29 protein-coding genes are annotated in these 26,222 nt (G+C 60.3%); 18 read left to right on the plus strand and 11 right to left on the minus strand.

Translation table 11 applies throughout. The features are described from left to right. Nucleotides 1-371: 371 nt before the first annotated feature. The 4 genes from rpsT to DUT91_RS06130 all read right to left on the minus strand — a co-directional run bounded on the left by rpsT (nucleotide 372) and on the right by DUT91_RS06130 (nucleotide 3,761). Nucleotides 372-638: a 30S ribosomal protein S20 gene (gene rpsT, locus DUT91_RS06115; RefSeq protein WP_114439459.1), complete on the minus strand. Its 267-nt coding sequence runs from the start codon at nucleotides 636-638 to the stop codon at nucleotides 372-374. A gap of 183 nt (nucleotides 639-821) precedes the next feature. Next, nucleotides 822-1,595: an enoyl-CoA hydratase gene (locus tag DUT91_RS06120; RefSeq protein ID WP_114439460.1), complete on the minus strand. Its 774-nt coding sequence runs from the start codon at nucleotides 1,593-1,595 to the stop codon at nucleotides 822-824. Nucleotides 1,596-1,624: 29 nt separating this feature from the next. Then, complete coding sequence (gene mutM / locus DUT91_RS06125) at nucleotides 1,625-2,518, minus strand: bifunctional DNA-formamidopyrimidine glycosylase/DNA-(apurinic or apyrimidinic site) lyase (protein ID WP_114439461.1); 894 nt, start codon at nucleotides 2,516-2,518, stop codon at nucleotides 1,625-1,627. Continuing rightward, nucleotides 2,511-3,761 carry a phosphopentomutase gene (locus DUT91_RS06130; RefSeq protein WP_114439462.1) on the minus strand — a complete coding sequence of 417 codons (1,251 nt, stop codon included), beginning with the start codon at nucleotides 3,759-3,761 and terminating at the stop codon, nucleotides 2,511-2,513. Before DUT91_RS06130 ends, mutM begins: the two co-directional genes overlap by 8 nt. 215 nt (nucleotides 3,762-3,976) lie before the next feature. Here DUT91_RS06130 and DUT91_RS06135 point away from each other — a divergent pair, with 215 nt between their 5' ends. After that, complete coding sequence (locus DUT91_RS06135) at nucleotides 3,977-4,933, plus strand: PhnD/SsuA/transferrin family substrate-binding protein (protein WP_114439463.1); 957 nt, start codon at nucleotides 3,977-3,979, stop codon at nucleotides 4,931-4,933. A 16-nt stretch (nucleotides 4,934-4,949) separates the two neighbouring features. Here the strand turns inward: DUT91_RS06135 and DUT91_RS06140 are convergent, their stop codons facing one another. The 3 genes from DUT91_RS06140 to DUT91_RS06150 form a co-directional block, all read right to left on the minus strand. Next, nucleotides 4,950-5,549 (minus strand): TadE/TadG family type IV pilus assembly protein, encoded by a 600-nt coding sequence (locus DUT91_RS06140; protein WP_114439464.1) that lies wholly within the window; start codon nucleotides 5,547-5,549, stop codon nucleotides 4,950-4,952. Nucleotides 5,550-5,580: 31 nt separating this feature from the next. Next, nucleotides 5,581-6,159, minus strand: coding sequence for a TadE/TadG family type IV pilus assembly protein (locus DUT91_RS06145; protein ID WP_114439465.1), 579 nt, complete (start codon nucleotides 6,157-6,159; stop codon nucleotides 5,581-5,583). A 143-nt stretch (nucleotides 6,160-6,302) separates the two neighbouring features. Beyond that, nucleotides 6,303-6,659, minus strand: coding sequence for a pilus assembly protein N-terminal domain-containing protein (locus DUT91_RS06150; protein WP_114439672.1), 357 nt, complete (start codon nucleotides 6,657-6,659; stop codon nucleotides 6,303-6,305). Between the two features lie 413 nt (nucleotides 6,660-7,072). On the opposite strand from DUT91_RS06150, the gene DUT91_RS06155 reads away from it, so the two are divergent. The 10 genes from DUT91_RS06155 (at nucleotide 7,073) to DUT91_RS06200 (ending at nucleotide 16,149) form a co-directional block, all read left to right on the plus strand. Then, a complete protein-coding gene (locus DUT91_RS06155; RefSeq protein WP_114439466.1) occupies nucleotides 7,073-7,264 on the plus strand; it encodes a Flp family type IVb pilin in 192 nt (63 codons plus the stop codon). Nucleotides 7,265-7,345: 81 nt separating this feature from the next. Next, nucleotides 7,346-7,519, plus strand: coding sequence for a Flp family type IVb pilin (locus DUT91_RS06160; protein ID WP_114439467.1), 174 nt, complete (start codon nucleotides 7,346-7,348; stop codon nucleotides 7,517-7,519). A 27-nt stretch (nucleotides 7,520-7,546) separates the two neighbouring features. Further along, the gene (locus DUT91_RS06165; RefSeq protein ID WP_114439468.1) at nucleotides 7,547-8,068 is read left to right on the plus strand and encodes an A24 family peptidase; all 522 of its coding nucleotides are present in this window, start codon (nucleotides 7,547-7,549) and stop codon (nucleotides 8,066-8,068) included. Between the two features lie 110 nt (nucleotides 8,069-8,178). Continuing rightward, nucleotides 8,179-8,988, plus strand: coding sequence for a Flp pilus assembly protein CpaB (cpaB, locus tag DUT91_RS06170; RefSeq protein ID WP_114439469.1), 810 nt, complete (start codon nucleotides 8,179-8,181; stop codon nucleotides 8,986-8,988). Nucleotides 8,989-8,993: 5 nt separating this feature from the next. Next, nucleotides 8,994-10,577 carry a type II and III secretion system protein family protein gene (locus DUT91_RS06175; protein ID WP_114439673.1) on the plus strand — a complete coding sequence of 528 codons (1,584 nt, stop codon included), beginning with the start codon at nucleotides 8,994-8,996 and terminating at the stop codon, nucleotides 10,575-10,577. A 15-nt stretch (nucleotides 10,578-10,592) separates the two neighbouring features. Next, nucleotides 10,593-11,285 (plus strand): CpaD family pilus assembly protein, encoded by a 693-nt coding sequence (locus tag DUT91_RS06180; RefSeq protein WP_114439470.1) that lies wholly within the window; start codon nucleotides 10,593-10,595, stop codon nucleotides 11,283-11,285. A 20-nt stretch (nucleotides 11,286-11,305) separates the two neighbouring features. Next, a complete protein-coding gene (locus tag DUT91_RS06185) occupies nucleotides 11,306-12,586 on the plus strand; it encodes a CpaE/TadZ family protein (RefSeq protein WP_114439471.1) in 1,281 nt (426 codons plus the stop codon). 23 nt (nucleotides 12,587-12,609) lie between these two features. Further along, complete coding sequence (locus tag DUT91_RS06190; protein WP_114439472.1) at nucleotides 12,610-14,109, plus strand: TadA family conjugal transfer-associated ATPase; 1,500 nt, start codon at nucleotides 12,610-12,612, stop codon at nucleotides 14,107-14,109. Between the two features lie 16 nt (nucleotides 14,110-14,125). Beyond that, a complete protein-coding gene (locus DUT91_RS06195; RefSeq protein ID WP_114439473.1) occupies nucleotides 14,126-15,139 on the plus strand; it encodes a type II secretion system F family protein in 1,014 nt (337 codons plus the stop codon). A gap of 14 nt (nucleotides 15,140-15,153) precedes the next feature. Then, on the plus strand, nucleotides 15,154-16,149 hold the full coding sequence (locus DUT91_RS06200) for a type II secretion system F family protein (protein ID WP_114439474.1): 996 nt from the start codon (nucleotides 15,154-15,156) through the stop codon (nucleotides 16,147-16,149). Between the two features lie 36 nt (nucleotides 16,150-16,185). Here the strand turns inward: DUT91_RS06200 and DUT91_RS06205 are convergent, their stop codons facing one another. Continuing rightward, on the minus strand, nucleotides 16,186-16,992 hold the full coding sequence (locus DUT91_RS06205) for a tetratricopeptide repeat protein (RefSeq protein ID WP_425373751.1): 807 nt from the start codon (nucleotides 16,990-16,992) through the stop codon (nucleotides 16,186-16,188). 144 nt (nucleotides 16,993-17,136) lie between these two features. On the opposite strand from DUT91_RS06205, the gene DUT91_RS06210 reads away from it, so the two are divergent. The 3 genes from DUT91_RS06210 (at nucleotide 17,137) to DUT91_RS06220 (ending at nucleotide 19,812) form a co-directional block, all read left to right on the plus strand. Next, a complete protein-coding gene (locus tag DUT91_RS06210) occupies nucleotides 17,137-18,522 on the plus strand; it encodes a leucyl aminopeptidase family protein (protein ID WP_114439675.1) in 1,386 nt (461 codons plus the stop codon). Nucleotides 18,523-18,586: 64 nt separating this feature from the next. Further along, nucleotides 18,587-18,937 (plus strand): MarR family transcriptional regulator, encoded by a 351-nt coding sequence (locus DUT91_RS06215; RefSeq protein WP_114439475.1) that lies wholly within the window; start codon nucleotides 18,587-18,589, stop codon nucleotides 18,935-18,937. 2 nt (nucleotides 18,938-18,939) lie between these two features. Then, a complete protein-coding gene (locus DUT91_RS06220) occupies nucleotides 18,940-19,812 on the plus strand; it encodes a C40 family peptidase (RefSeq protein WP_114439676.1) in 873 nt (290 codons plus the stop codon). A gap of 12 nt (nucleotides 19,813-19,824) precedes the next feature. Here the strand turns inward: DUT91_RS06220 and DUT91_RS06225 are convergent, their stop codons facing one another. Further along, nucleotides 19,825-20,826 (minus strand): 2-hydroxyacid dehydrogenase, encoded by a 1,002-nt coding sequence (locus DUT91_RS06225; RefSeq protein ID WP_114439476.1) that lies wholly within the window; start codon nucleotides 20,824-20,826, stop codon nucleotides 19,825-19,827. Nucleotides 20,827-21,006: 180 nt separating this feature from the next. Here DUT91_RS06225 and DUT91_RS06230 point away from each other — a divergent pair, with 180 nt between their 5' ends. Beyond that, nucleotides 21,007-21,579 (plus strand): SH3 domain-containing protein, encoded by a 573-nt coding sequence (locus DUT91_RS06230; protein WP_425373752.1) that lies wholly within the window; start codon nucleotides 21,007-21,009, stop codon nucleotides 21,577-21,579. A gap of 114 nt (nucleotides 21,580-21,693) precedes the next feature. Here the strand turns inward: DUT91_RS06230 and irrA are convergent, their stop codons facing one another. Beyond that, the gene (gene irrA, locus DUT91_RS06235; RefSeq protein WP_114439477.1) at nucleotides 21,694-22,128 is read right to left on the minus strand and encodes an iron response transcriptional regulator IrrA; all 435 of its coding nucleotides are present in this window, start codon (nucleotides 22,126-22,128) and stop codon (nucleotides 21,694-21,696) included. A gap of 233 nt (nucleotides 22,129-22,361) precedes the next feature. Here irrA and fabA point away from each other — a divergent pair, with 233 nt between their 5' ends. From fabA to fabI, 3 genes are all read left to right on the plus strand, one after another. Beyond that, the gene (gene fabA, locus DUT91_RS06240) at nucleotides 22,362-22,877 is read left to right on the plus strand and encodes a 3-hydroxyacyl-[acyl-carrier-protein] dehydratase FabA (RefSeq protein WP_114439478.1); all 516 of its coding nucleotides are present in this window, start codon (nucleotides 22,362-22,364) and stop codon (nucleotides 22,875-22,877) included. Nucleotides 22,878-23,055: 178 nt separating this feature from the next. Next, nucleotides 23,056-24,279 carry a beta-ketoacyl-ACP synthase I gene (gene fabB, locus DUT91_RS06245; protein WP_114439479.1) on the plus strand — a complete coding sequence of 408 codons (1,224 nt, stop codon included), beginning with the start codon at nucleotides 23,056-23,058 and terminating at the stop codon, nucleotides 24,277-24,279. A 15-nt stretch (nucleotides 24,280-24,294) separates the two neighbouring features. Then, nucleotides 24,295-25,113: an enoyl-ACP reductase FabI gene (gene fabI, locus DUT91_RS06250; protein WP_114439480.1), complete on the plus strand. Its 819-nt coding sequence runs from the start codon at nucleotides 24,295-24,297 to the stop codon at nucleotides 25,111-25,113. 31 nt (nucleotides 25,114-25,144) lie between these two features. Here the strand turns inward: fabI and DUT91_RS06255 are convergent, their stop codons facing one another. Then, nucleotides 25,145-26,167 carry a class I SAM-dependent methyltransferase gene (locus tag DUT91_RS06255; protein ID WP_114439481.1) on the minus strand — a complete coding sequence of 341 codons (1,023 nt, stop codon included), beginning with the start codon at nucleotides 26,165-26,167 and terminating at the stop codon, nucleotides 25,145-25,147. Between the last annotated feature and the right edge of the window lie 55 nt (nucleotides 26,168-26,222).

Below are 26,222 nucleotides of genomic sequence, written 5' to 3' on the forward strand. Positions count from 1 at the left end.
CGGCCTGCGAGCAAAAATGGTAAATGAGATAAGGTGTTCGGATTCAATACGTTTTTGGACGATCTGTTTTGCCGTTAGGCGGATGGTGCGGGCTGGAAAAAAATTTTAAAAATTTGCTTGACATTTGAAGGCTCCGCGGATTCCCCGCAGCCCTGTGGATATCTGTGGATAAAGATGCGCAAGCCGTTGAAAATATTATATTATTTTCGAAGTCGTATTTCGCGCTGCAAAAGCTTTTTTGCACAATTGTTGCTTTTATATGGATACCCATAAATGCTCGCATCAAGCTAAAATCGGGCAAGCCTTTGGCCCCAAAACAAAAAACCCGGCTAATGATAAGCCGGGTTTGATAAATCCACGCTGAAAAACGATCAGGCGGTCAGGGTCTTGAGGCGCTTTGCAAGGCGGGAGATCTTGCGCGAAGCGGTGTTCTTGTGAACAACGCCCTTGCTGGCGGCGCGCATCATTTCAGGTTCCGCCACCTTGAAAGCAGCCTGGGCCGCTGTCTTATCGCCGCTGGCAACCGCATCCTCGAACTTGCGCAGAAAGGTGCGCACGCGCGAACGACGAGCCTTGTTGACTTCAGTGCGGGCGGCAATCTTGCGCACCGCTTTCTTGGCCGAAGGAGTGTTGGCCATGAATGCCTCTCTTTTTCTGTCAGCTATCCGGCCTATGCCGCCGGGCACAAATTTATCAGGGCAGCCCGGAGGGCCGCCAAACCGTGCGGGGCTTATAGATCAGCTTTTCCCCCGCGTCAATCGATTCCTGAGGGATTCTCGACCGCACCCACACACCGGCTCCCGAGGTGGAAAAAGACGTCCTCAACGGTTCTTGAAAGACGGCGTCCGTTTGTCCGAGAAGGCCGCCATGCCTTCCTTCTGGTCCTCCAGCGCAAACATGGAATGGAAAAGCCGCCGCTCGAAACGCAGCCCCTCCGTCAGCGTCGTCTCATAGGCGCGGTTGACCGTTTCCTTCGTCATCATGACGACGGGCTGCGAGAAGGATGCAATCTTTGCAGCGGCGTTGATCGCCTCCTCGATGAGTTCCTGGCTCGGCACCACGCGCGCCACCAGCCCGCAACGTTCCGCCTCGTCGGCATCCATCATTCGCCCGGTAAGGCAGAGATCCATCGCCTTGGCCTTGCCAATGAAGCGGGCGAGACGCTGCGTTCCACCCATGCCCGGCATGACGCCGAGCGTGATTTCCGGCTGGCCGAACTTGGCAGTTTTCGCCGCAATGATGAAGTCGCACATCATGGCCAGCTCGCATCCACCGCCCAGCGCGTATCCGGCCACCGCCGCGATGATCGGCTTGCGGATGCGGGGCACCTTTTCCCAATCGCCGATGAAATCCTTCATATAGGCATCGACGAAATCGAGCGACTGCATCTCCTTGATATCCGCGCCGGCGGCAAAGGCTTTTTCCGAACCTGTGATGACAATCGCGCCGATCCTGCCATCCAGATCGAATACGCCAAGCGCGTCATTCAGTTCGCCAAGAAGGGCAGAGTTGAGGGCATTGAGCGCCTGCGGGCGATTGAGCCTGATCAGGCCGACCGGCCCACGGGTTTCGACGATGATGTTTTCATAGGCCATGGCAGTTCACTCCTGGTAGGGCAATGATATCAACTCTGGCAGCGGGCGCAGAAAAACGTCGAGCGTCCGCTTTGCACGATGCGCTCCACCGTGCCGCCGCAGCCCGGTCGCGGACAAGACGCGCCTTCGCGGCCGTAGACGGAAAAACTGTGCTGGAAATATCCGAGCGAGCCATCCGCCTGGACATAGTCGCGCAGGCTCGATCCTCCAGCTGCGATCGCATCGGCGATGACGTCACGGATCGCGAAGGCAAGCGCATCGGCCCGGGCGGTCTTGCGCGCCCCTGAAGTGGTGATGGTGGCGGCCTTGCGAACGGGCGAAAGGCCGGCGCGCCACAGCGCCTCGCATACATAGATATTGCCGAGGCCGGCGATCAGCCTTTGATCGAGCAGAGCCGCCTTGAGTGGCGTGTTCCTGCCTGAAAATAGACCTGCGAGCAATTCGCCGCTCAGCGCGTTTCCTGTCGGCTCGATCCCGAGCCCGCTCAGCATCGGGTGGCTGTCCAGCATTCCGGGCTCCGCCAAAAGCATGAAGCCAAAACGCCTGGGATCATTATAAATGATGCGCGCCGTGCCGCCGTCCTTGCGCTCGAGGTTCATGATCAGATGGTCATGCAGCATGTTCTTCGAGCGATCGTGACGAAACTGTCCGGGGGCGTCCCTCTCGTGGTCCAGTTCGATGCGGTAGGAACCCGACATGCCGAGATGGCTTATGATGGAGAGATCGCCCTGGAGATGGATCGTCAGATATTTCGCGCGTCGGCCCAGCGCCTCAATGCGCCGGCCGGCCAATCTTTCGGCGAAGCGCTCGGGAAAGGGAAAGCGCAGATCGGCGCGGTTCTGCTCGACAGATACAAGCAGCGCGTCCTCCATGACCGGCTGCAACCCCCGCCGGACCGTCTCCACCTCAGGCAGTTCAGGCATCTTGCGCCACACCTTTGAGGAAGCTCGTGCCGTGCTTGCCGGCGGGCAGCCCGAGATGAGCCGCGACGGTCTCGCCTATATCGGCAAAGGTCGGCAGGATGCCGAGCGAGCCTGCTCCCGCTTTTATGGGACCAGCCCCCGCCACCAGCACGGGCACGCGCTCACGTGTATGGTCGGTGCCTTTCCAGGTCGGATCGCAGCCATGATCAGCCGTCAGGATCAGAAGGTCGCCGGGTTTCATCAGCGCCAGCACCTCCGGTAGCCTGCGGTCGAAGGCCTCAAGGGCGGCGGCGTAGCCCGGCACGTCGCGGCGATGGCCGTAGAGCATGTCGAAATCGACGAAATTGGTAAAGACGAGATCGCCATCGCGGGCTTGGCTTATCGCTTCAAGCGTCGCATCGAACAGCGCCATATTTCCGTTGGCCTTGCGCATATCGGGCACGCCCCTGTGGGCGAAAATGTCACCGATCTTGCCGACACCGATGACATTGCGCCCGGCTTGCGTCAGCCGATCGAGGACGGTCGGCTCCGGTGGCGGCACCGAATAGTCGCGGCGATTGCCGGTGCGTTCGAATGTCGAGGCTGTTTCTCCGATGAAAGGCCGGGCAATGACGCGTCCGATGTTGAGCGGATCGACCAGTTCGCGCGCGATGGCACACAGCGCATAAAGGCGCTCCAGGCCGAAATGCGCCTCGTGGGCGGCGATCTGGAGAACGGAATCGGTCGATGTGTAGAAGATCGGCTTGCCGGTGCGGATATGCTCCTCGCCGAAGCGCTCGATGATATCGGTGCCGGAGGCGTGGCAATTGCCTAGCGTGCCGGGGATTTCCGCGCGGCGGGCAATCTCTTCAAGCAGATCGGCGGAAAAGGCCGGCAAGGTTTGGGGAAAATATCCCCAGTCGAAGGATACTGGGACGCCGGCGATCTCCCAATGACCGGAGGGCGTATCCTTGCCGCGCGAAATCTCCTGCGCAGCACCCCACAGCCCATCAGGCATCACAGAGCCGTCAAGCCCTGCGGGAATTTTGCCCGTTGCCAGTTCCGCCGCCCGGGCAAGACCGAGCGCATTCATGTTGGGAAGGGTGAGCGGGCCACTGCGCAATCCGTCCCGATCACCAGCGCCGGTCGCGCAGGCGGCGGCGATATGGCCCAGCGTATCGGCCCCCACATCTCCGAACTCTGCGGCATCCGGCGCACCGCCAATGCCGAAAGAATCAAGTACGAAAAGAAAGACCCGAGCCATGCGCAATTTTCTTCCATTGTTGGGCATACAGATAGGAGAAAACCTGCCCGAAGACAAACCACCTGCCGAGATATCGCGCATGGTAAACGCCACTCGATCCAAATTAACGCTTTGTTAGGGTCTGCACGGGCACAATCGCGCCAGGGACAAACAACGCATTAAAAAACTCCAAGTGGGCAACACACAACCAGTGGGCAACCAACGGGGGTTTTTTTATGCTTTCAGCCCGTGTTCTTTCCAGAACGATATTGCTCGGCGTTCTCGCCGTCATGGGTCTCAGCGGTTCTGCTCATTCCGATCCCTTGGGGGACCGTCTGGCCAGTTCCCAGACCAACTGGCGCAAGGATATGGGACGCTTTCGCATCGGCGTTGCGGCACCGCGCATCACCGAGCTCAATCCCGCTGAAATCGCCCGGCTGAAGTCTGCCTACGCCACAGCGCTGGGCATGCCCGTCGAACTGGTGATCCTGCGGGATATTCCAGCTCTGATCGACGCCCAGGCAACCGAACGCATCGATTATGCGATGGAGACCGCCGCCGCTTATGCGGCCGCATACGCCGCCTGCGAATGCGTCGAGCCTCTGGTTGCTCCCGTCGGCGTCGACGGTTCACTCGGCATCCGGTCGATCCTGTTGTTACGAAAGGGCGTCGATGAAAAGGATCTGAAGAGCGCGCATATCGCGCTGCCGGGCGATGCGGCCAAGGCATCGGGATTCATCCCGATCTCGACCTATATGCTCGCAGGCAATGATACACCCGTCGTCCGCGATAATTTCATCAACGCAGGCTCCACCGAGAATGCCGAAAAACTATTCGCTTCGGGCAAGATCGACGGCTTTTTCGGCTGGGTGCCGGCCAGCGGGAACGAGAGGCAGCCTCGGGGCGGAACGCTATCAAGGCTGACCAGGCAAGGACTCGCTAAGGACGGCTATCGGATCGCCTGGGAATCCTCGCTTCTGCGCTACGGGCCGCATGCGGTGCGTGCCAATCTCGCACCGGAGGCAAAGCTCATCCTGCGCCGATTCCTCGTTTCCCTCTCCACGCGCGATCCAGAGACTTATGATCTTCTCGACCGCGTCCATGGCGGCGGGTTCGTTGCTGTCGGCACGGATGATTACCGCCTGCCGCTCAAGATGCTTTCGGCCATAACGGGTCAGGCAAAAGAGCTTTAGAATATGCGGGCTGTTTTCAACAATTCGTACAAGCGATGACGGTCGAGTTGATCGGCTCGAAATAATAGGTTTCCGCCATGGGAAGACCGCCATTCACTGACACGATGTTGCCCATCCCCCAGGTCGTGATGGGCACGTAGGCCAAGGCGACTTCGACCTTGATCAGAAACCTGCCAGCGGTCCGGAAGGAATCCGGGATATCGATCATAGCACCCGCCTCATCCTTCGACAGCTTGCCGCTGGCGTAAGACCAGTCAATCGTGGCGGGCGGATTGTTCTGCTGGGCCGGGTCAACTTTGATGGCGGTAATCTTGATGCCGGGCTTGTCGCGATCATAGGGGAAAAGCGTCGCTTCACCGATCTGGACGATATCGTCGAGCCGGTCTCTGGTTACATCATATTGCTGGGCAGCGACGATATTGGCGATGATGCCAGCAGCCCGGCTGACATTCTTGTTGGTCTCGATGGCCTCGGAGAGATCGACGGCGCCGAGATAGACCAGGATGATGAGCGGTGCGACCAGGACGAATTCCACCGCTGCGGCACCGGATCTATCTTTCCTGAACCGGCTAACAATATCGGCAAGCGCACTCCCCTGCCCCTGTCCAATCAGCATTTTGATTTCCCCCTCGATCCGCAGATGCTTTTCATTCGCCAGGAAAAGGTTCGTTCTGCCAGGTATTCGTTGCGAACAGCGGCAGTTTTCCGTCGCCCGTGCTATTCATTTGCCGGCGCATGATGTCGGTGAGCAGAGGCCAGCGATAAAGCACGTTGAGCTGGTTGATAGACCCCGGCCCGCCAGGATCGACGATATCGCCACCTCTCAGCCTGCCCGCGGCATCGATGATGTCGCTCTTCGGCACGATGGAATAGCTCGGATAGGTTTGCAGATTGGCTGTGAGCTCGGGGCAGCCTGACGGAACGAAAATTGCGAGCCGATCGCAGATCAAATCGTGCAGATTGCCGCCCGCCACATCAGTCGCCTTCAATTCGCCGGTGCGCAACTGCCTGGCTATCCTGTCGGTCGCGTCGGAGAGAAGCTGCTGTCCCATGAAGCTGACGCATATCTCGATGACCGAGAAGATCAGAAGCAAGAAGGGAAAGATCAGCACCGCGAATTCGATCGCCGTCGTGCCGCTCCGGTCGCGCCGGAAGGCGTGCAGCAACGTCTTCAGCCGAATTGATGGCTTATTTTCCGGCTCCGCCGCAAAATTTGCGTCCCACATGTCCCACTATCCCACTGCCCCTTATATGGGCCCCTTATATGGCCGGGATCATAGGCACGGATATCTTGCTTTCCCGTTTGGGAGCGAAAGCAAATTCGAGGGAAAGACTTTAAGGTCCATTAACCATGATGAGGCGGAACGTTTCAGTTGACCGCGCCGTCGCCCTGATAGGCGTTTTCGCAATATGGCGTGCAGGACAGCATCTGCAGGTCCGCGCGGCGATAAACCCGCGTGGTTCTGGAATCGTCGCGGCTGACGACGATCTGGTCGTCGATGATGGCGGCGCCGTCCGCATCCATGATGACGATATTGGTGACGCCGAAGCCCTTGCCGGTCAGAACCACCGTTTTTGAATCCTGCACGACCGCGTCGGCGATCGCCGGATTGCCGATGACCACCGTATCGGCAGGACGCGCCAGGCGAAGAATTCGGGCCTGATTGGTGACGAGCTTGATGTCCTCATCGGCCGCAGCGCCGCCGGAACTTGCGAACAGCGCCATGAGAAGGGCCGACGCCGCCCATATCGCGCGCCCCAGATCGTATCGGCCTCTATATGACACTTGGATACTCCCGCCCCGGCAAATCCCTGCCTGAAAATGAAGGAGATTGGTGAAGGAACGATTAAGCGGCGACAGGCCAGATCGGCGCTTATCCGGTGGCCGGATCAATATTCGAGCGCATTTCCTCGCGGGCAAATCGTGGAATGAAACAGCGCCGCGGCATTACTTAAAAACGACTGGAAAATATTTCCGTTGAATTAACCAAACCCCAGCAAGTCGCGGATTTACCTTTTCCTAATCGTGTTCTTTAAGGCGATTGCAATCCTGCGCCCCTAGGTTCCGGTCATCCGATCAACGAGATCAAAAACGGTTGACGGAGTGCTGTACCAACAAAGATCTTAGGAGCCAAAATCATGAAGAACCTTTTCGCACGTTTCGCCAAGGATGAATCCGGCGCAACCGCCATCGAATACGGCCTGATCGCTGCGCTTATTTCTGTCGCCATCATCGGCGGCGCAACGACCCTCGGCACAAGCATCGACTCGAAGTTGCAAGGCATCTCTGAAACGCTTGATGGCGCAGTCGCAGTCCCGGCCGCCGATTAATTCAGCCTAATCAGATTAACCGCCCGATCCCTTGGGCGGTTAATCCATGAAAGTCGTTGCGTTTAAAGGAAATCGCATCCGATGCTTGTTCTCAAACGCTTCCTCTGTGACCGGACTGCTTCAGCCGCAATAGAGTACGGATTGATCGGCGCGCTCGTATCGGTCGCCATTCTTGCCGGGCTACTGCAGCTTTCAGCCAGCTTGGAAGGACAGTTCGACTACGTCGTGACACGTGTGTCAGACGTAATGCAATAGGCTTTGCAACTGGCTTTGGGGGAAGCAATGATCGAAGCGGCCATTCTCGTCATATTTCCGTTCGCGATGGTCTTCGCCGCGATCTCCGATCTTCTGTCGATGACCATCCAGAACCGGGTTTCGCTGATCCTGGTCGGCGCATTCGCCGTTCTCGCGCCGCTGACCGGCATGGGTTGGGATGTCTACGTCATGCATTTCGCCGCCGGATTTGTCGTATTGGCACTAACGTTCGGCCTTTTCGCCATGCGCGCCCTAGGCGGGGGCGATGCCAAGCTGATGGCGGCGACCGCACTGTGGTTCGGCCTGAACACCAGCCTGGTAAGCTATCTCTTCACCGCATCCGTGCTCGGCGGCATGCTGACGCTGGCAATCCTCGCCTATCGTGGATCGCCGATGGCGGTCGTCGCAGGACGTTTCGAATTCATGCGCCGTCTGGCGCAGCACGATATCGGCATTCCCTATGGCATCGCGCTGGGCGCGGCCGGTCTTCTCACCTTTCCGCAATCGGTATTGGGCATATGGGTTCTCGGGCGGCTTTCGTCGCTTTGAACCGCTGATCTTTTCGGCCCCGTCATAAGATTAAATTAACCATAATTACACGATTCCCGCTGCATGGTCGTGCCTACGTGTTTGGGGCACGTTTGTGCGGGGTGGGACCAATGAAATCAGCACGACTGGTCATTTTGGCCGTAGCGGCCATGGCTGCCGCGGGCGCGGGCATTATAGCGATGAACATGACGGCGGCACCGCCTGATGTCGTGGAAACCGTCGCGCCTGTACCGCAGATCCAGTTGCAGGATGTTCTCGTCGCCACCGAAAATCTCGGCGTCGGCGCCGAGGTGCGTGACCAATTGCGCTGGCAGCCCTGGCCGGCCGAGGCGATCAGCGACGGCTATATCACGCGCGACGCCGAGCCGCAGGCCATTGGCGATCTCAAGGGATCGACCGTGCGGCTGCAGCTCATGGCCGGCGAGCCTATCCGCAAGGCCAAGCTGATCGGTCCGGGCCAGAGCTTCATGTCTTCGATGCTGCCGCCGGGCATGCGCGCCGTGGCGACGCAGATTTCGGCCGATACGTCGGCGGGCGGTTTCATCCTCCCCAATGATTTCGTCGATGTCATCATGACACGGCGCAGACAGGAGACCGGCAATTCAGGTCCGGCCTTCCTGACGGAAACCATCCTGCAGAATATTCGGGTTCTGGCCATCGACCAGGCCATCCAGGAAGACGAAAAAGGCAACAAGGTCATCGTCGGCCAGACGGCTACGCTGGAACTGACCCCGCAGCAGGCGGAAATCATCATCGTCGCCCAACAGATGGCGGACCGGCTGAGCCTCGCGCTGCGCTCGACGCATGACGCCCAGGAGCCGGCGGGCGAAGAGGCCGACTATCTCGTTTCGGCGCCCGGGCGGCGCGGAACCGTGAAACTCATCAAATCGGGAACCGTGACGGAAGTGGGAGCACGATGATCACCATGGGGGGCATTTTGTCTATCCGGGGCGGCAATCACGGAATTTCCGCAACGCGCTTCGCCCGGCTTTTGGCCGCCGGCACGGCGCTGTTCGCAACGGCGGCGACCGGCCTGCTAGTGCCGCAGACCCGTGCCGAAAGCAATGTCGTGCAACTCGCGGGCCAGAATGGCGGGTCCAAACGCGTCAAGCTCGGCCTGAACAAATCCATCGTCATCGACCTGCCGCGCGACGCCTATGACATATTGGTCGCCAATCCTGACGTCGCGGATGCGGTAACGCGCACGGCGCGGCGCATCTATCTCTTCGGTAAACAGGTCGGCCAGACCAACATATTCGTCTTCGGGCCGAATGGCGAGCAGATCGCCAGCCTCGATCTGGAGATCGAGCGCGATGTCACCGGCCTCAACCACTATCTGAAAAAATATATTCCCGGATCGGAGATCACCGTCGAGCTGATCAACGACAACGTGGTTTTGACCGGAACGGTGCAGACGCCCCAGGACGCGGCGCAGGCCGCCAAGCTGGCAGGGCTGTTCGTATCGGGTGGCGAGGCTACGACCGGTCAGTACGCGACCACGGCCTCTGCGCCGACCGACGGCGGCGGCGTCGATATCAACAATCCTGATTCGGAACGTCGCGCCAGCAAGATCGTCAACATGATCAAGATCACCGGCGAGGACCAGGTGACGCTGAAGGTGACGGTGGCCGAGGTCAACCGCTCGGTGATGAAACAGCTCGGCGTCAACATGATCGGATCGGGAAGTGCCAACGGCATCAGCTATGGCGGCATTTCGGAAAATATCGCCGGCTTCGTCGGCAAGGCAATCAGCAATTCCGGCGCTGCTGTCACAGGCCAGTTCGGCAGCGGAACCCTCAGCGCCTATCTTAACGCCATGGAACTGGCGGGGGTGATGAAGACGTTGGCCGAGCCCACGCTGACGGCCATCTCCGGTGAAAAGGCGGTCTTCAAGGTCGGCGGCGAATACAATATTATCAGTGGCCAGGACGTCGAGGTCAACGACGTTACGGGCAAGGAAAGGCCCGTCATCACGCATGAGAAGATCGAGTACGGCATCGGCCTCGAATTCATGCCGGTGGTGCTCTCTCCCGGCCGCATCAGCCTGAAAGTGCGCACCTCCGTTTCCGAGCCCGTCCTCGAATCGTCCATCGCCATGAGCGGCGGCATATCGGGCCCATCCGGCAATATCCTTTCGCTGCGCAAGCGGCTGGCCGACACGACCGTCGAGTTGCCGTCGGGCGGCTCGATGATGATCGCCGGGCTCATTCGCGACGAAACCCGGCAGGCGATCTCGGGATATCCCGGGCTCTCAAAAATCCCGGTTCTCGGCGCGCTTTTCCGCAGCCGCGATTTCGTGCGCAACGAGACCGAACTGGTCATCCTGATCACGCCCTATCTGGTGCGCCCCGTGGCACGCACGCAGCTTGCCCGCCCCGACGACAATCTGGCGGCGGCGAGCGATGCGGCCGGCTACATCCTCGGCCGCGTCAATCGTGTCTACGGCACAACCCAGGCTCAACTGCCGCCCGGCCGCTACCACGGCGCCGTCGGTTACATCTACAAATAAGCGAGGAATGCGGTGATGCCCAAACCCCTATCTTCTCCTACCGCCGTGCTCCTGCTCGCTGCCGCGCTTGTTTCCGGCTGCGCAAGCCGCCAGGAGATGACCGTCGGCTCGATCCCGGATGACTATCGCACCAATCACCCGATCACCATCGCCGAGCGCGAGCAAGCGGTGGATATTCCGGTGAGCCAGGCCGACCGACGCCTTAAGGGCAGCCAGCGCAGCATCGTGCAGAACGCGCTCGTCAACTACCGCGCTAACGGCTCCGGCATGATCTACATCATGCTGCCGTCAGGATCGCCCAACGAGGCGGCGGCATACCGGCTGAGCACGGATATCGCCGCAGTGCTGCGCAGAGGCGGAGTGCGCCCAGGCAATATCGCGACGGAGACCTATGCGGTGCAGCCGCCCGATGCGGCCGCTCCCATACGCCTCAGCTATTACGCTATGACCGCCGCGACCGGCCCTTGCGGCAGATGGCCGGACGATCTGCTCAACACGGCCGAGAATAGGCACTATGCCAATTTCGGCTGCGCCAACCAGAACAATCTGGCGGCCCAGATCGCCAATCCGGCGGACCTGCTCGGACCACGCGCGCCCGGCGAGATCGACGCCACGCGACGCGGCCATGTGATCGGCGACTATCAGGACAATTCACAGAGCGTAAGCGACGTCTGGCGGGAACCGCGCAGCCGGCAAGCCGAGTACTGATCAAGCGACGGAATCGAACGATGAACAGCCTGGCCCATGAAAACGACGAAACACCGGATCCTCTCCGGCAGGAAAATATCGAAATCATGCAGTCGCTGCGGCCGGTTCCCCGCATTTCCATCCAGGCATTCTGCGAGACGGACGGTGTCGCCAAGCCGATCGAAAGGGCGGGCGATGACCGCCGCATGGCCAAGACCCATCTGAAGGTCCACATGGGCGGCGTCCAGACAGCGGTGGAATTCTACCAGACTGCGCCAACGCCCAACCTGATGATCATCGAATCCTCCGCCGCACCGCGCGCGCTGCTCGACCAGTTGGCGCGGCTTTCGGAAGTGTGCGATCCAGGCTCGAAGGTACTGGTCATCGGCCATTCCAACGATGTCTGGCTTTATCGCGAACTGATCCGCCGCGGGATTTCCGAATATATCGTGGCGCCTGTCTCGCTCGCCGACATCATCGCCATCATCTCAGGCATCTTCATCGCTCCGGAAGCGGCTCCGCTCGGCCGGTCACTGGCCTTCATCGGCGCCAAGGGCGGTGTCGGATCATCGACCATCGCCCACAATGTCGGATGGGCGATCTCCACCCAGTTCGAAAACGATGTCGTCATCGCTGACATGGATCTCCCCTACGGCACCGCCAACATCAATTTCGACCAGGACCCGGCACAGGGTATCGCGGATGCGGTGTTTTCCCCGGAGCGGATCGACGAGGTCTATCTCGACCGCCTGCTGGCGCAGTGCACGGATCATCTGTCGCTGCTCGCCGCACCCTCCATGCTGGACCGGACATTCGATTTCGGCGAAGACGCCTTCGCCAATCTGATCGACGTGGCGCAGCGTTCGGCTCCGCATGTCATCCTCGACGTGCCGCATGGCTGGAACGGCTGGACGCGCATGACTCTTGCCCGTGCCGACGAGGTGGTGATCGTGGCTGCGCCGGAGCTCGCCAGCCTGCGCAATGCCAAGAACCTGATCGACACGCTGAACCAGTTACGGCCCAACGACGCGCCGCCGCGTCTCGTCCTCAACCAGATCGGTGTGCCGAAGCGGCCCGAGATTTCACCTGAGGACTTTGCCGAGCCGCTGGGCATCGAACCCATTGCGCTGATCGGCTTCGATCCGCAGCTTTTCGGCAATGCCGCCAACAATGGCCGCATGCTGGGCGAAACCGATTCCGCAAACGTCGCCGTGCAGAGCATCTCCGAGATCGCCCATATCCTGACCGGGCGCAGCGAGGTGAAAAGCCGCAGGAAAAGCGGGCTGACGAGCCTTTTCGACAGGCTTTCGCGCAAGAAATGACGAATAGGACGGTGGAATAAACGATGTTTGGCAAGAGAGGCAATGACGGCGGAAAGCGCGTGGAAGCAAATTTCCGCCCGCTTGGCGCACCTGCACCAGCACCGGCGGCCATGCCAGGGGCGGTACAGGGCATGATGCCGAGCCTCGCCAGCGCGGCAATTGTGGTCGAGCCGGGCGGCATGGCTGCAGCACCCCGTCTGGTTCATCCGCCGGCGTCGGGCGCACAGATGCGCGAAAAGAGCGACAGCTATTACACGACGAAAAGCCAGGTTTTTTCGGCGCTGATCGACACAATCGACCTCTCGCAGCTTTCCAGGATGGAGGCCGACGCTGCGCGCGAGGAAATCCGCGATATCGTCAATGACATCATTGCCATCAAGAATTTCGCCATGTCGATTTCCGAGCAGGAGGAACTGCTCGACGACATCTGTAACGACGTTCTGGGTTACGGTCCGCTGGAGCCGCTGCTGGCGCGCGATGACATCGCCGATATCATGGTCAATGGTGCGCGCAAGACCTATATCGAAGTGGATGGCAAGGTGCAGGAAACCGGCATTCGCTTCCGCGACAATCAGCAGCTTTTGAATATCTGCCAGCGCATCGTCAGTCAGGTGGGCCGCCGCGTCGACGAATCGAGCCCGATCTGCGATGCGCGCCTGCCCGACGGATCGCGCGTCAACGTCATCGCTCCGCCGCTCGCCATCGACGGCGCGGTGCTGACCATCCGCAAGTTCAAGAAGGACAAGCTGACGCTCGACCAGCTCGTGCGTTTCGGCGCGATCTCGCCGCATGGCGCGGAGATCCTGCAGATCATCGGGCGGGTGCGCTGCAATGTGGTCATCTCAGGCGGCACCGGTTCGGGCAAGACGACGCTTCTCAACTGCCTGACCCGCTATATCGACGCGAACGAGCGCATCATCACCTGTGAAGATTCGGCGGAGCTGCAATTGCAGCAGCCGCATGTGGTGCGGCTCGAAACCCGCCCGCCCAATCTGGAAGGCGAGGGTGAGGTGACCATGCGCGATCTGGTCAAGAACTGCCTGCGCATGCGGCCCGAGCGCATCATCGTCGGCGAAGTGCGCGGACCGGAGGTGTTTGATCTGTTGCAGGCGATGAATACAGGCCATGACGGCTCGATGGGCACCATCCACTCCAATAGCCCGCGCGAGTGCCTGAACCGCATCGAGGCAATGATCGCCATGGGCGGCTTCACCCTGCCGCCGAAGACCGTGCGCGAGATCATCGTCGGTTCGGTCGACATTATCATCCAGGCGGCCCGCCTGCGCGACGGCTCGCGGCGGATCACGCACATAACCGAAGTGGTCGGCATGGAAGGCGACGTGATCATCACGCAGGATCTGCTTCTCTACGACATCAAGGGCGAGGACGCTCAGGGGAAGATCATCGGCGAGCACGTCTCGACCGGCATCGGCAGGCCCGCCTTCTGGGACCGCGCCCGTTATTACAACGAAGAGCAGCGCCTTGCCGCTGCTCTCGATGCCATGGAAAAGCAGGCATCATGAAAAACGAGAGGCGCTGATGTTCGGTTTCAGTGGATCGGCGGTTGCCTTCGCGCTTCTTGCGGCCATCGCTGCGGCGGCGCTCGTCTATGTCATACTTTACGACAGGATCGCCGAAGACAAAGCCAGGGACCGCCGGCTCCACAGTGTCAAGCAATCGGCAACCACCGTCTCCCGGAAAAAGGCCGACCGCGACCGCGTCGCCGAGGTGCAGCGCCGACGCAAAACCCTTCAGGACAATCTGAACGATATGGAAAGCAGGCAAAAGCAGCGGGAAAAGAGCCAGAAATCACCGCCTTTGCGCATGTTCCTAGCGCAGGCTGGGCTGAATATCACCGTGCGGCAGTTCTATATCTATTCCGTGATCGCCGCGGTGACGTTTACCGTCATCGCAATCTTTCTCGGCGTGCCGATGCTCCTTGCGCCAGGCATATTCCTTGCGGGCGCGTTCGGCTTGCCCCGGTGGTTTGTCGGTTATATGCGCAGCCGCCGCATCAAGGCATTCCTGAACGAGTTCCCCAACGCGCTCGACGTGATCGTCCGCTCGGTGCGCTCGGGCCTGCCGCTCAATGACGGGCTCCGGTTGATCGCCAGCGAAGCGCGCGAGCCGGTGCGAGCTGAATTCCGCCGCATCGTCGAATCGCAGCAGATGGGTCTCTCCATTCCGGAGGCCACGGCAAAGATGCCTGACTCCATGCCTTGCCCCGAGGCTAATTTCTTTGCCATCGTCATCCAGATTCAATCACAAGCCGGCGGCAATCTGTCAGAAGCGCTTAGCAATCTCTCCCGTGTGTTGCGCGACCGCAAGAAGATGAAGGCGAAGGTCAATGCCCTGTCGATGGAAGCCAAAGCTTCCGCAGCCATCATCGGCGCTTTGCCATTCATCGTCACGCTACTCGTCTATCTTTCGAGCCCCCAATACATCCTCGTGCTTTTCACCAGCCAGACGGGCCATTTGCTTCTCGGCATCTCCGCCGTGCTCATGACGATCGGCATCCTGATCATGAGAAAAATGATCAATTTCACCATGTAGACGGGAATAGCGACATGGCCTCGCTCATCACGCAACTGACCAATCCGCAATTCCTGATCGCCACGCTCGTCGGCGTCGCCGTTTTCGCTACGCTCCTGACCCTGTTGATGCCGTTTTTCAGCGGCAGCGAGCTCAAGTCGCGCATGAAGACCGTGGCGCTGGAGCGCGACGCCATCCGCATTCGCGAGCGCGCGCGGCTCTCAGCCGAAGGCGATCGGCGGCGCGGCCTGCGTCATATGCAGAAGCCGGGCATCCGCGATTTCGTCGAAAGGCTCGATCTCAAGCGGGCGCTCGCCGACGAGAAGACCATCGCGGCGCTGCGCAATGCTGGTCTTCGCGGGCAGAATCCGCTCAACATCTTCCTGTTCCTGCGCTTCGTCCTTCCCTTTGTCAGCCTGATTTTAACGGCGTTCTACATCTTCGGGTTCGGGCTGCTTCCCGACCAGCCGCTGTTCATCCGCATCATTGCCTGCATCTTCGGCGGCTATGCCGGATTCTATGCGCCCAATCTCTACGTTTCCAACCGTGCCTCCAAGCGCAAGCAGTCCATCCAGCTCGCCTGGCCGGACGCCCTCGACCTGATGCTGATCTGCGTGGAATCCGGCATGTCGACGGAAGCGGCTTTCCGAAAGGTGGCGGAGGAGATCGGCGCACAGTCCGTCGAACTGGCCGAGGAGTTTGTGCTGACCAATGCGGAATTGTCGTTCCTGCCGGAACGCCGGCAGGCCTATGAGAATCTCGCCAACCGCACGGGCCTCGATTCGGTGAAGTCGGTGATGCAGGCGCTGATCCAGGCCGAACGCTACGGTACGCCGGTCGCTCAGGCGCTCAGGACGCTTTCGCAGGAAAGCCGCGACATGCGGCTGATGGAGGCGGAGAAGAAGGCGGCCGCGCTGCCGCCGAAGCTGACTGTGCCGATGATCCTGTTCTTCCTGCCGGTGCTTTTCATGGTGATCCTCGGCCCCGCCTTCATCCAGATCAGCGCGCAGGGCGGCCTCTTCGGACAGTGAAGGCTCCTGCCGCTCGGGCGAGAGCCGGGCGATCGATCAGCTCTTCGGCTTGTCCTTAAGCATGTTCCAGGAGTTCTGCTGGGCGAGCATGGCTCGAAGATACTGGATATTAGCCTCTGCCTGCTGAGGCGAGAGCTCGCGGCGGGCGATCGTTTCCGCCTCCTGGAAACGGCCCTGCAAGCCGATGGCCAGAGCCAGGTTCTGGCGGACGCGGCTGTCGGCGCCCGGTGCCGCGACAGCATTGCGCATATAGGTTTCGGCGGTTTTCAGATCGCCGGAGAGCATATAGGACATGCCGAGGTTGGACAGGATCGATGGCTCGTTGGGCTGGATGTCGAGTGCACGGCGATAAAGCGTGCGCGCTGTCGTCTGGTCGCCCATCTGGTCGAGGATGGCCCCTTCCGCCGAGACCAGCCGCCAGTCGGGATAGGCCGGCGTCTGCGCACGGCGCACGGCATCAAGCGCTGCTTCGAACTGTCCGGCGCTGGCGAGCGACTTTCCGTAGGCGGCGAGCACCTGGCGGTCCTGCGGATAGCTGATGGCGAGCGCGCGCATCACGGCAAGCGCCTGATCGTTGCGCCCTGTCATTCCGAGTACGTTGGCGTAGGCGAGCGCCAAAGGCTTATCTTTCGGGTTCTTCTGATATCTCAAGCCATAGGTCTGCACGGCCTGCGCCAATTCCAGACTGTTCATCTGCTCGATGGGACGAGCAGAGGCGCGGGAGACGGATCCCGTCGTGGTCCGGTCCGTCGTGGTGCAACCTGCCGCGCCTGCCGCAAGCACAATCATTGCCGCCGACAAAATGAAACGGCCTCGTTTGCCGACGCCCCGCATCGCCGCCATATTTCGCCCCTCCGGAAACCGGCCCCACAGCCGCTGCCCCACATGATTTCTACCGAAAGAAATATTCTGTTAACCCTAACGGATGGTTAAGAATTGCCATGTTTGAGTGCTTCCACCCGTCAATTGCCGAAGAAGGTCCGCCGCATGCCCGTCGATATTATCGCCCGCAAGACACCCGAAAGCCGGCCGGTCTGGCTGGTGACGAAGGATGACTTTGGTAAACTGCCGCTGCCAGAAAATGCCGCCGCCTGGGCGCAGGCGAATGGCTTCACCGGACAGTCGGGACGCATTGTTATCGTGCCCGACGGCGCAGGCGGCATAGCGGGTGCGCTGTTTGGAACGGAAAGGCCCGGCAAGGACGGTCAATCGCGGCTTCTCGCGGGAAAGCTGGCGCGTGGTCTGCCTGAGGGAGCCTGGCACATCGAAGGCGATGCCGGGGATGCGGAGCTTCTGGCGCTGGCCTTTCTCATGGGAGGCTACAGTTTCGACCGGTACCGCAAGGCAGAGGACGCTAAGAGGGCGGTTCTTGTCCTGCCCGTCGGCGTCGATGAAGCCGAGACAAGGCGCGTTTTCGCCGGTGTGAGGTTCGCCCGCGATCTCATCAATACACCCGCCAACGATATGGGGCCGGATGCGCTGGAGGAACAGGCGCGGCTTCTGGCAAAAACGCATGATGCTGAAATCGCAGTGATAACAGGGTCCGAACTCCTGGAAGGGAACTTTCCGATGATCCATGCGGTCGGCCGCGCCGGTTCGCAAGCGCCGCGCCTCATCGACATCTCATGGGGGGACCAGAGCCATCCGAAGGTCACGCTGGTCGGCAAGGGTGTGTGCTTCGACACCGGCGGCCTCGACATCAAGCCGTCGAGCGGCATGCTCCTGATGAAGAAGGATATGGGCGGCGCGGCCAATGTGCTGGGCCTCGCCCACATGGTCATGGATGCCAAACTGCCGGTGCGGCTCAGGGTGCTGATCCCGGCGGTTGAGAACGCCATCGCGGGCAATGCCTTCCGCCCCGGCGATATACTGGTGAGCCGCAAGGGCATCAGTGTGGAAATCGGCAATACGGACGCCGAGGGCCGGCTGGTGCTGGCCGATGCGCTGGCGCTGGCCGACGAGGAGGCGCCAGACCTTTTGATCGACATGGCGACACTGACGGGCGCGGCGCGCGTGGCGCTCGGCCCCGACCTGCCGCCCTTCTATACCGATGACGACGGTTTTGCCGACGAAATGGCGAAAGCTTCCCACACCGTGGCAGACCCGATCTGGCGCATGCCTCTCTGGGCGCCATACGACACGAAGCTTTCCTCGCGCATCGCCGACATCAACAATGTCACGTCCGACGGCTTCGCCGGATCGGTGACGGCGGCGCTCTTCCTGAAGCGCTTTGTCGAGAAGGCGCGCATCTGGAGCCATTTCGATATCTTCGGCTGGACGCCGGTGGAAAAGCCGGCAGCCCCTGTGGGCGGCGAGGCGCAGGCGATACGCGCCCTTTACCATCTCATGAAGCAGCGCTTCCCAGTCGCCTGATCCCGCTTGCGCAAGCGGGTCAAAGCCGATTGAATGATACGGAGCCGAAACGATATGGATCCGTATGCCAATCGAACTGAAACCGCTGCAGGCGCTGACGCTCTTGAAGACCGTGGCTCTCGCTGAAGTCCGCGATGAGATGCCCGATCTGACCTGGCGTCAGATGGCGATCCTGCTGACCATTTATCTGGAGCCGCCGCCGCATACGGTGCGGGGGCTCGCTGCCAAGCTCGACGTGACCAAGCCCGTGATCACCCGCGCGCTTGACACTATGGGCGCCATGGAGCTTGTCTCACGGCATCGTGATGAGAAAGACCGCCGCAATGTACTCATAAAGAGAACCGTAAGCGGGGCGCTTTATGTCGAAAGGCTGGGTGATCTGGTGATCGCAAAATCGAGGGAACTGCCGCTATGACCATGCCAGAGCAAAATCCTGCTCTAGACCGTCGCCTTCATGCCTTCCGGCCCGATCTTGCCGACATACGGTTGCGCGGCAAGGTGGACGCCGGACGCTTCACCGAGGGAACGCCGATGCGGGTCGCCCTGCCGGTGGTTGATGTGCGCAGCGAACCGCGCCCCGATAGCGGACCGCAGACACAGCTTCTGCTCGGCGATGACGTAGAGGTTTTCGAGGAGGCCGATGGCTGGTGCTGGATTCGGTCGTTGCGCGACGGCTATGTCGGCTATGTCAGCGATTTCTCGCTGGAGCGGCCGCGCGGCGAGCCGACCCATGTGGTCTGCGTTCCCCGCACCTTCGTCTATCCCGGGGCGGATCTGCGCTTCCCGCACACGCGCGCGCTATCGCTCGGTTCGCGCATAGCCATCACCGGCGAGGCGGAAACCCGCGGCACGCGATATCTCACGCTCGAAAGCGGCGAGGCTGTTATCGCCGGACACATGCGGCCGATCGGCGAGCATGGCGATGATTTCGTCGCGGTGGCCGAGACATTGCTCCATACGCCTTATCTGTGGGGCGGGTCGTCTGGCTTCGGTATCGACTGCTCGGGATTGGTGCAACTGTCCATGCTGATGGCGGGACGAAATGTGCTGCGCGACACCGACATGCAGGCGGCGACGATCGGCACAGTCGTCGAACCGGATGGCGATTACGGCAATCTGAAGCGCGGCGATCTCGTCTTCTGGAAGGGCCATGTTGCGATCATGGACGATGCAAAGACGTTGATCCATTCCAATGGCCACACGATGAGCACCACATTCGAGCCGCTGCGCGATGCCATCGAGCGCATTGCCTATCTGTATGGGTATCCGACGGTTATCAGACGACCGTAATTCAGGGGCCGCCTAAATCTTATCCGGCAATACCCGATCCGGTGGACGGTGGCCATCGACGAAGGCGCGGATATTGATGATGACCCGATCGCCCATGTCGGTCCGCCCCTCGATGGTGGCGGAGCCCATATGGGGCAGGATGACCACCTTGCCCTCCGCGGCGAGCCTGACGAGCCTGGGGTTGACGGCGGGCTCGTGCTCGAAGACATCGAGTCCTGCACCGGCAAGCTTGCCCTGTTCGATCTGCTCGATCAGCGCGCTTTCGTCGATGATCTGACCGCGCGCCGTGTTGACGAGATAGGCGGTCGGCTGCATCAGCGCGATCCGGCGCGCCGAAAGCAGGTGGAAGGTTGCCGGTGTCGATGGGCAGTTGACCGAGATGATGTCCATGCGCGCCAGCATCTGGTCGAGGCTGTCCCAATAGGTGGCTTCCAGTTCCTCCTCGATGCGGGGACTGACATGATGCCGGTTATGATAATGGATCGACAGGCCAAAAGCCTTGGCGCGGCGCGCGACGGCAGTGCCGATGCGGCCCATGCCGACGATGCCGAGACGCTTGCCCCAGATTCGGCGGCCCAGCATCCATGTCGGAGACCAGCCCGGCCATTTGCCGGAATCGCCGAGCACGTTGGCGCCTTCCACCAAGCGGCGAGGCGCGGACAGGATCAGCGCCATGGTCATGTCCGCGGTGTCCTCCGTCAGGACGTTCGGCGTGTTGGTGACGGTGATGCCGCGCCTGGCGGCGGCCGTGACATCGATGTTGTCGACGCCATTGCCGAAATTGGCGATGAGCTTCATGTTGGGCCCAGCCTGCTCTATGACCGCCGCGTCGATGATATCGCTGATGGTGGGGACGAGAACGTCGGCTTGCTTCATGGCCGCGACGATCTCAGGCTGGGTCATTGGACGGTCGTCGATATTGAGCCTGGCGTCGAAAAGCTCGCGCATGCGCGTTTCGACCGGGTCCGGAAGCTTCCGTGTAATGAAGACCAAAGGCTTCTTTCTGCTCGACATATCCACCCCTTTGCGCCTCGCGTTGAGACCTCTTTAACCAAGAGGGTGCAGACTGCAATCCTGTCTGGACCTGTTGACTGTCTATCAAGGCAGCGCGCCAAAGACAAAGAAAAACACGGGCTGGCATTGTGTCAGGGGTTATCACCCAAAAGACGTGACGGCAGAACCGGCGAGGGCATTTTGTACAAGGATTTTCGACTGCGTTTCCCCATTCTCCTGGTCGGGGTTGTTTCCCTTTTTCTCATGGGTGCACCACTTGGCGTCCCTCCTCAGCAACATGCTACCGCCGCAGAACCCGCCGGAACTGTGCTTGGCCCGAGTGGATTGCCTCTACCGCGCTTCGTCAGCCTGAAACCCAGCCGCGTCAATCTGCGGATCGGGCCGGGTCGGCAATATGCCGTTTCATGGATGTTCCAGAAGTCCGGGCTGCCGGTCGAGATCATCCAGGAATATGACAATTGGCGCCGCATCCGCGATGCCGACGGCACAGAGGGCTGGGTCTACCAGTCGCTGCTTTCCGGCAAGCGCACCGCGATTGCCGCGCCGTGGAAGAAAGACGATCCCAAAGCGCTCCTGGAGCTCTATGGAAGCCCCGGCGAAACGGCAGGCATCGTCGCACGCGTACAGCCCGGCGTCATCGGGACGGTGGAGGAATGCACCGGCGAATGGTGCCGCTTCGACATCAACAAGGTCCGCGGCTGGATGAAACAGTCTGAACTCTGGGGCGCATATCCCGGCGAGAAATTCGATTAAAGCAACAGCATGGTTCCAGGTTCACCCAAACGAACCGCTTGCGCATCCCAAAAGCGGACAAAATAAAAGCGGCCCAAGGGCCGCCTGTTCATTGCCTACCAATGAGAACCCGGATTAGTGGTCCTTGCGGCGCAGGCGCACTATGATATCGACATTGACGATCTCCATCCCTTCGGGCGGTTCGGGCAGGTTGCCGACGACCGGCTGCCCCTTCGGTCCGTTGGGGATGTCGATGACCGTATTGTCGCCTTCGACGAAGAAATGCTGGTGATCGGATATGTTGGTGTCGAAATAGGTCTTCGCACCCTCGATCGCGAGAATGCGCAGCATTCCGGCCTCGGTGAACTGGTGCAGCGTGTTATAGACGGTCGCAAGCGAGACCGGCACGTCGGCAACCACCGCTTCCTCGTGCAGTTCCTCGGCGGAAAGATGGCGGTCGCCCTGGGCAAAGATAAGGCTCGCGAGCGCAATGCGCTGCCGTGTCGGACGCAGTCCGGCAAGACGCAAACGGTCCTCAATATCGGCTACATGCGAAGAATGTATGTGCACTGTCGTTCCGTCAGCTTGGTGTCAAATTTGCTCAAAAGCGTCGCAGGCAGTTGCCCATGATGCATCTCCATTGATATATGCCGTCGCAAGACAACGATCAATAGGCGTTTCCTATGCCATAAATGCCGGGAAAAAGCTATTGGCACGGTTTTACTGTTGGAAACACTCCGTGTTAGGGATGTGCAGACACCGGGGCGCTGGTCAGCGACCTGGACATATCGATGGGAGACATGATGGCAGAGCAGAAATCGAGCTACGGGTTTGAGGAACTCCTTTCCTGTGCGCGCGGCGAAATGTTCGGTCCGGGCAATGCGCAATTGCCGGCGCCGCCGATGCTGATGTTCGATCGGATTACCGATATTTCGGAAACCGGCGGTGAACATGGCAAAGGCTATATACGGGCAGAGTTCGATATAAAGCCCGATTTGTGGTTCTTCCCGTGCCACTTCATCGGCAATCCGATCATGCCCGGTTGCCTCGGTCTCGACGCCATGTGGCAGTTGACCGGGTTCTTCCTCGGCTGGCTCGGGGAACCGGGCAGAGGCATGGCGCTCTCCACCGGTGAAGTGAAATTCAAGGGAATGGTCACGCCGAAGACCAAGCTCGTCGAATATGGCATCGATTTCAAACGCGTGATGCGTGGACGTCTGGTGCTCGGCACCGCCGATGGCTGGCTGAAGGCCGATGGCGAGACTATCTATTGGGCGACAGACCTGCGGGTCGGCCTTTCCAAGGAAAAGGCAGCCTGAAGACCGGATGCAAACCTGACAAGGGTCTGGCCTGATCAAGAGGCCTTCCCTATGGTTCGATGAGCATGGCACCCCTGAGGCGGGGAATTTTTGAAGGCTCTGCTCAAAACTCGTGCGAGACGTACCTATCTTCGTTTCCAGGGAAAACCTGGAAAAGACCGGTACAAAGGAGAGAGTGATGCGGCGTGTGGTCGTCACCGGAATGGGGATCGTATCCTCAATTGGAAACAACACGCAGGAGGTGCTCGCCTCGCTGCATGAAGCCAAGTCCGGCATTGGGCGGGCGGAAGATTACGCCGCGCTCGGTTTCCGTTGCCAGGTGCATGGCGCACCCGAGATTGATGCCGAGGCCCTCGTCGATCGCCGCGCAATGCGCTTTCACGGGCGCGGGACGGCATGGAACCACATCGCCATGGATCAGGCGATCCTCGATGCGGGACTCGACGAAAGCGAGATTTCCAACGAACGCACCGGTATCATCATGGGGTCGGGCGGACCCTCGACCCGCACCATCGTCGAAGCCGCCGACATCACGCGTGAAAAAGGTCCCAAGCGGATCGGCCCGTTCGCGGTGCCGAAAGCGATGAGTTCGACTGCATCGGCGACGCTTGCCACCTTCTTCAAGATCAAAGGCATCAACTATTCCATCTCGTCTGCCTGCGCGACATCCAACCATTGCATCGGCAATGCCTATGAGATGATCCAGTATGGCAAGCAGGACCGCATGTTCGCCGGCGGCTGCGAGGATCTCGACTGGACGCTGTCGGCTCTGTTCGACGCCATGGGCGCGATGTCGACGAAATATAACGACCGCCCATCGACCGCTTCCCGCGCGTATGACAAGAACCGTGACGGTTTCGTCATCGCCGGCGGCGCAGGCGTGCTGGTGCTGGAGGAACTGGAGGTCGCCAAGGCGCGCGGCGCCAAGATCTATGGCGAGATCGTCGGCTATGGCGCCACATCCGATGGCTACGACATGGTTGCCCCGTCGGGCGAAGGCGCTGAACGCTGCATGAAGATGGCGCTTTCCACCGTCAAGGAAAAGATCGACTACATCAACCCGCACGCGACCTCTACGCCCGCGGGCGACGCACCGGAGATCGAGGCGATCCGCCGCGTGTTCGGCTCGGGCGATTCCTGCCCGCCGATTTCGGCGACGAAGTCGCTGACCGGCCATTCGCTCGGCGCGACGGGCGTACAGGAAGCGATCTATTCGCTCCTCATGATGCAGAACGACTTCATCTGCGAGAGCGCCCATATCGAAGAACTGGACCCGGCCTTTGCCGACATGCCGATAGTCCGCAAGCGCATCGACAATGCTCGTCTGAACACAGTCCTGTCGAATTCCTTCGGATTCGGGGGAACGAATGCGACGCTGGTGTTCCAGCGCTATCAGGGCTGACGGAGAGGGAATATCATGGAAAATCTGATGAAGGGCAAACGCGGCCTCATCATGGGCGTCGCGAACAACCACTCGATTGCCTGGGGGATCGCCAAGCAGCTTGCGGAGCAAGGGGCGGAGCTCGCCTTCACCTATCAGGGCGACGCCTTCGGCAAGCGCGTTGCGCCGCTGGCGGCGCAGCTTGGCTCGAAGCTGCTCCTGTCCTGCGATGTCGAGGATATCGCGACGGTAGACAGTGTTTTCGAAACACTGGAAAAGGAATGGGGCTCGCTCGATTTCGTGGTCCACGCCATAGGCTTCTCCGACAAGTCGCAGCTCAAGGGCCGCTATGCCGACGTGACGACCCGCGAGAATTACAGCCGCACGATGGTCATCTCGGCCTTCTCCTTCACGGAAGTGGCGCAGCGCGCCGAGAAGCTGATGAAAAACGGCGGCTCGATCCTGACGCTGACCTATGGCGGCTCAACCCGCGTCATCCCCAATTACAATGTCATGGGCGTGGCCAAGGCGGCGCTGGAGGCGATGGTGCGCTATCTCGCCGCCGATTACGGGCCGCAGGGGATCCGCGTCAACGCGATTTCGGCAGGTCCGGTGCGCACGCTTGCCGGTGCAGGCATCGGCGACGCCCGCGCCATCTTCAGCTACCAGCGCCGCAACGCGCCGCTGCGCCGCACCGTGGATATCGACGAGATTGGAAAGTCGGCGCTCTACCTTCTCTCCGATCTCTCGAGCGGAGTTACCGGCGAAATCCATTTCGTCGATTCCGGCTACAATATCGTTTCGATGCCCAATCTCGACGAGCTGAAAAAGACAGACGAAAACGGCGCCGATTAACGACAATCAAGGGTGGACGAGGTATCTCGTCTCACTTTTTCGCCTCGATCACCTTGAACCCGTCAGTCTCCTGCAATGTCTCGACCGAGCGGAAAAGCGGCTTCAGCGTTGCTTCATAAGGCAATTGACGGTTGGCGACGAGCAGCAGTCTGCCGCCGGGCTTGAGCCGGCGGGCGGCCACAGCGATAAAGGCCTGGCCAAGCGAGACATCCGTCGCGCGGCCTTCATGAAAAGGCGGATTCATCACGACGGTATCGTAGATTTCCGCTACCTGTTCGCTCACCAGGTCGTGCCAGTGAAAGCTGAGCGGAATTTCGCCTGAAAGACTGGGAAGATTGCCGCGCGCGGCCTCGATCGACTCGAAATCGGCCTCGTAAAGATCGAGTTTCCGGATCTTTTTTGGATGTTTCAGGCATTCAGCCGCGAGATAACCCCAGCCTGCGCCGAAATCGGCCACGGCCCCGCTCACGCGCCCTTCCAGATGGCCGGCGAGCAAGGCTGATCCCTTGTCGATTGCGCCATGAGAAAACATGCCCGCAGCGGTATGGAACTGCCCTTCGACGTGCTTTGCCGTCGGGCGTAGCGCCGCGATCGCGTCATCTGGAAGATCGTCGGGGCGTCTCAGCCAGAACACGACGGCATGATTCTTGGAAAACCTGTCCTCCACAGCCACAATCTTTCCGGCCCATTTACGAAAACCGTCGATGCCGAGCTTATTGCCGCCGCAGACGACGATGATGCCATCAGGCGCGACGCGCGAAAGCATCTCCGCGAACCATTCCTCGTTGCGTCCGCGATGCTTGCCGAGGAGCATGAGCCCGCCATCGAAGCGAGCATTTCCTTCAAGCCGCGCCACGACATCAAACCCGGCCTTCTCAAGCTTCAGATATTCAGGACGGAACGGCTGAAGGCAGGTGAGCGCCTTTTTCCAGGCATCGTCCAGCGCTGTATCTGCATCAATGCCGGCCGCGAGAAAGCGCATCCTCCCGGCAGGCGGAGGCAATATGCCGTTTTCGAAGGGCATGAAGAGTGTCTGTTGCGCGGCGGAAGCCATGGAGCATCCTTTTTACGGTATGTCCCGCTCGGGAACATGGGCAAATAATTCGTCG

This window comes from Paramesorhizobium salinisoli (assembly GCF_003335045.1).
In the GTDB taxonomy this organism is placed as follows: domain Bacteria; phylum Pseudomonadota; class Alphaproteobacteria; order Rhizobiales; family Rhizobiaceae; genus Paramesorhizobium; species Paramesorhizobium salinisoli.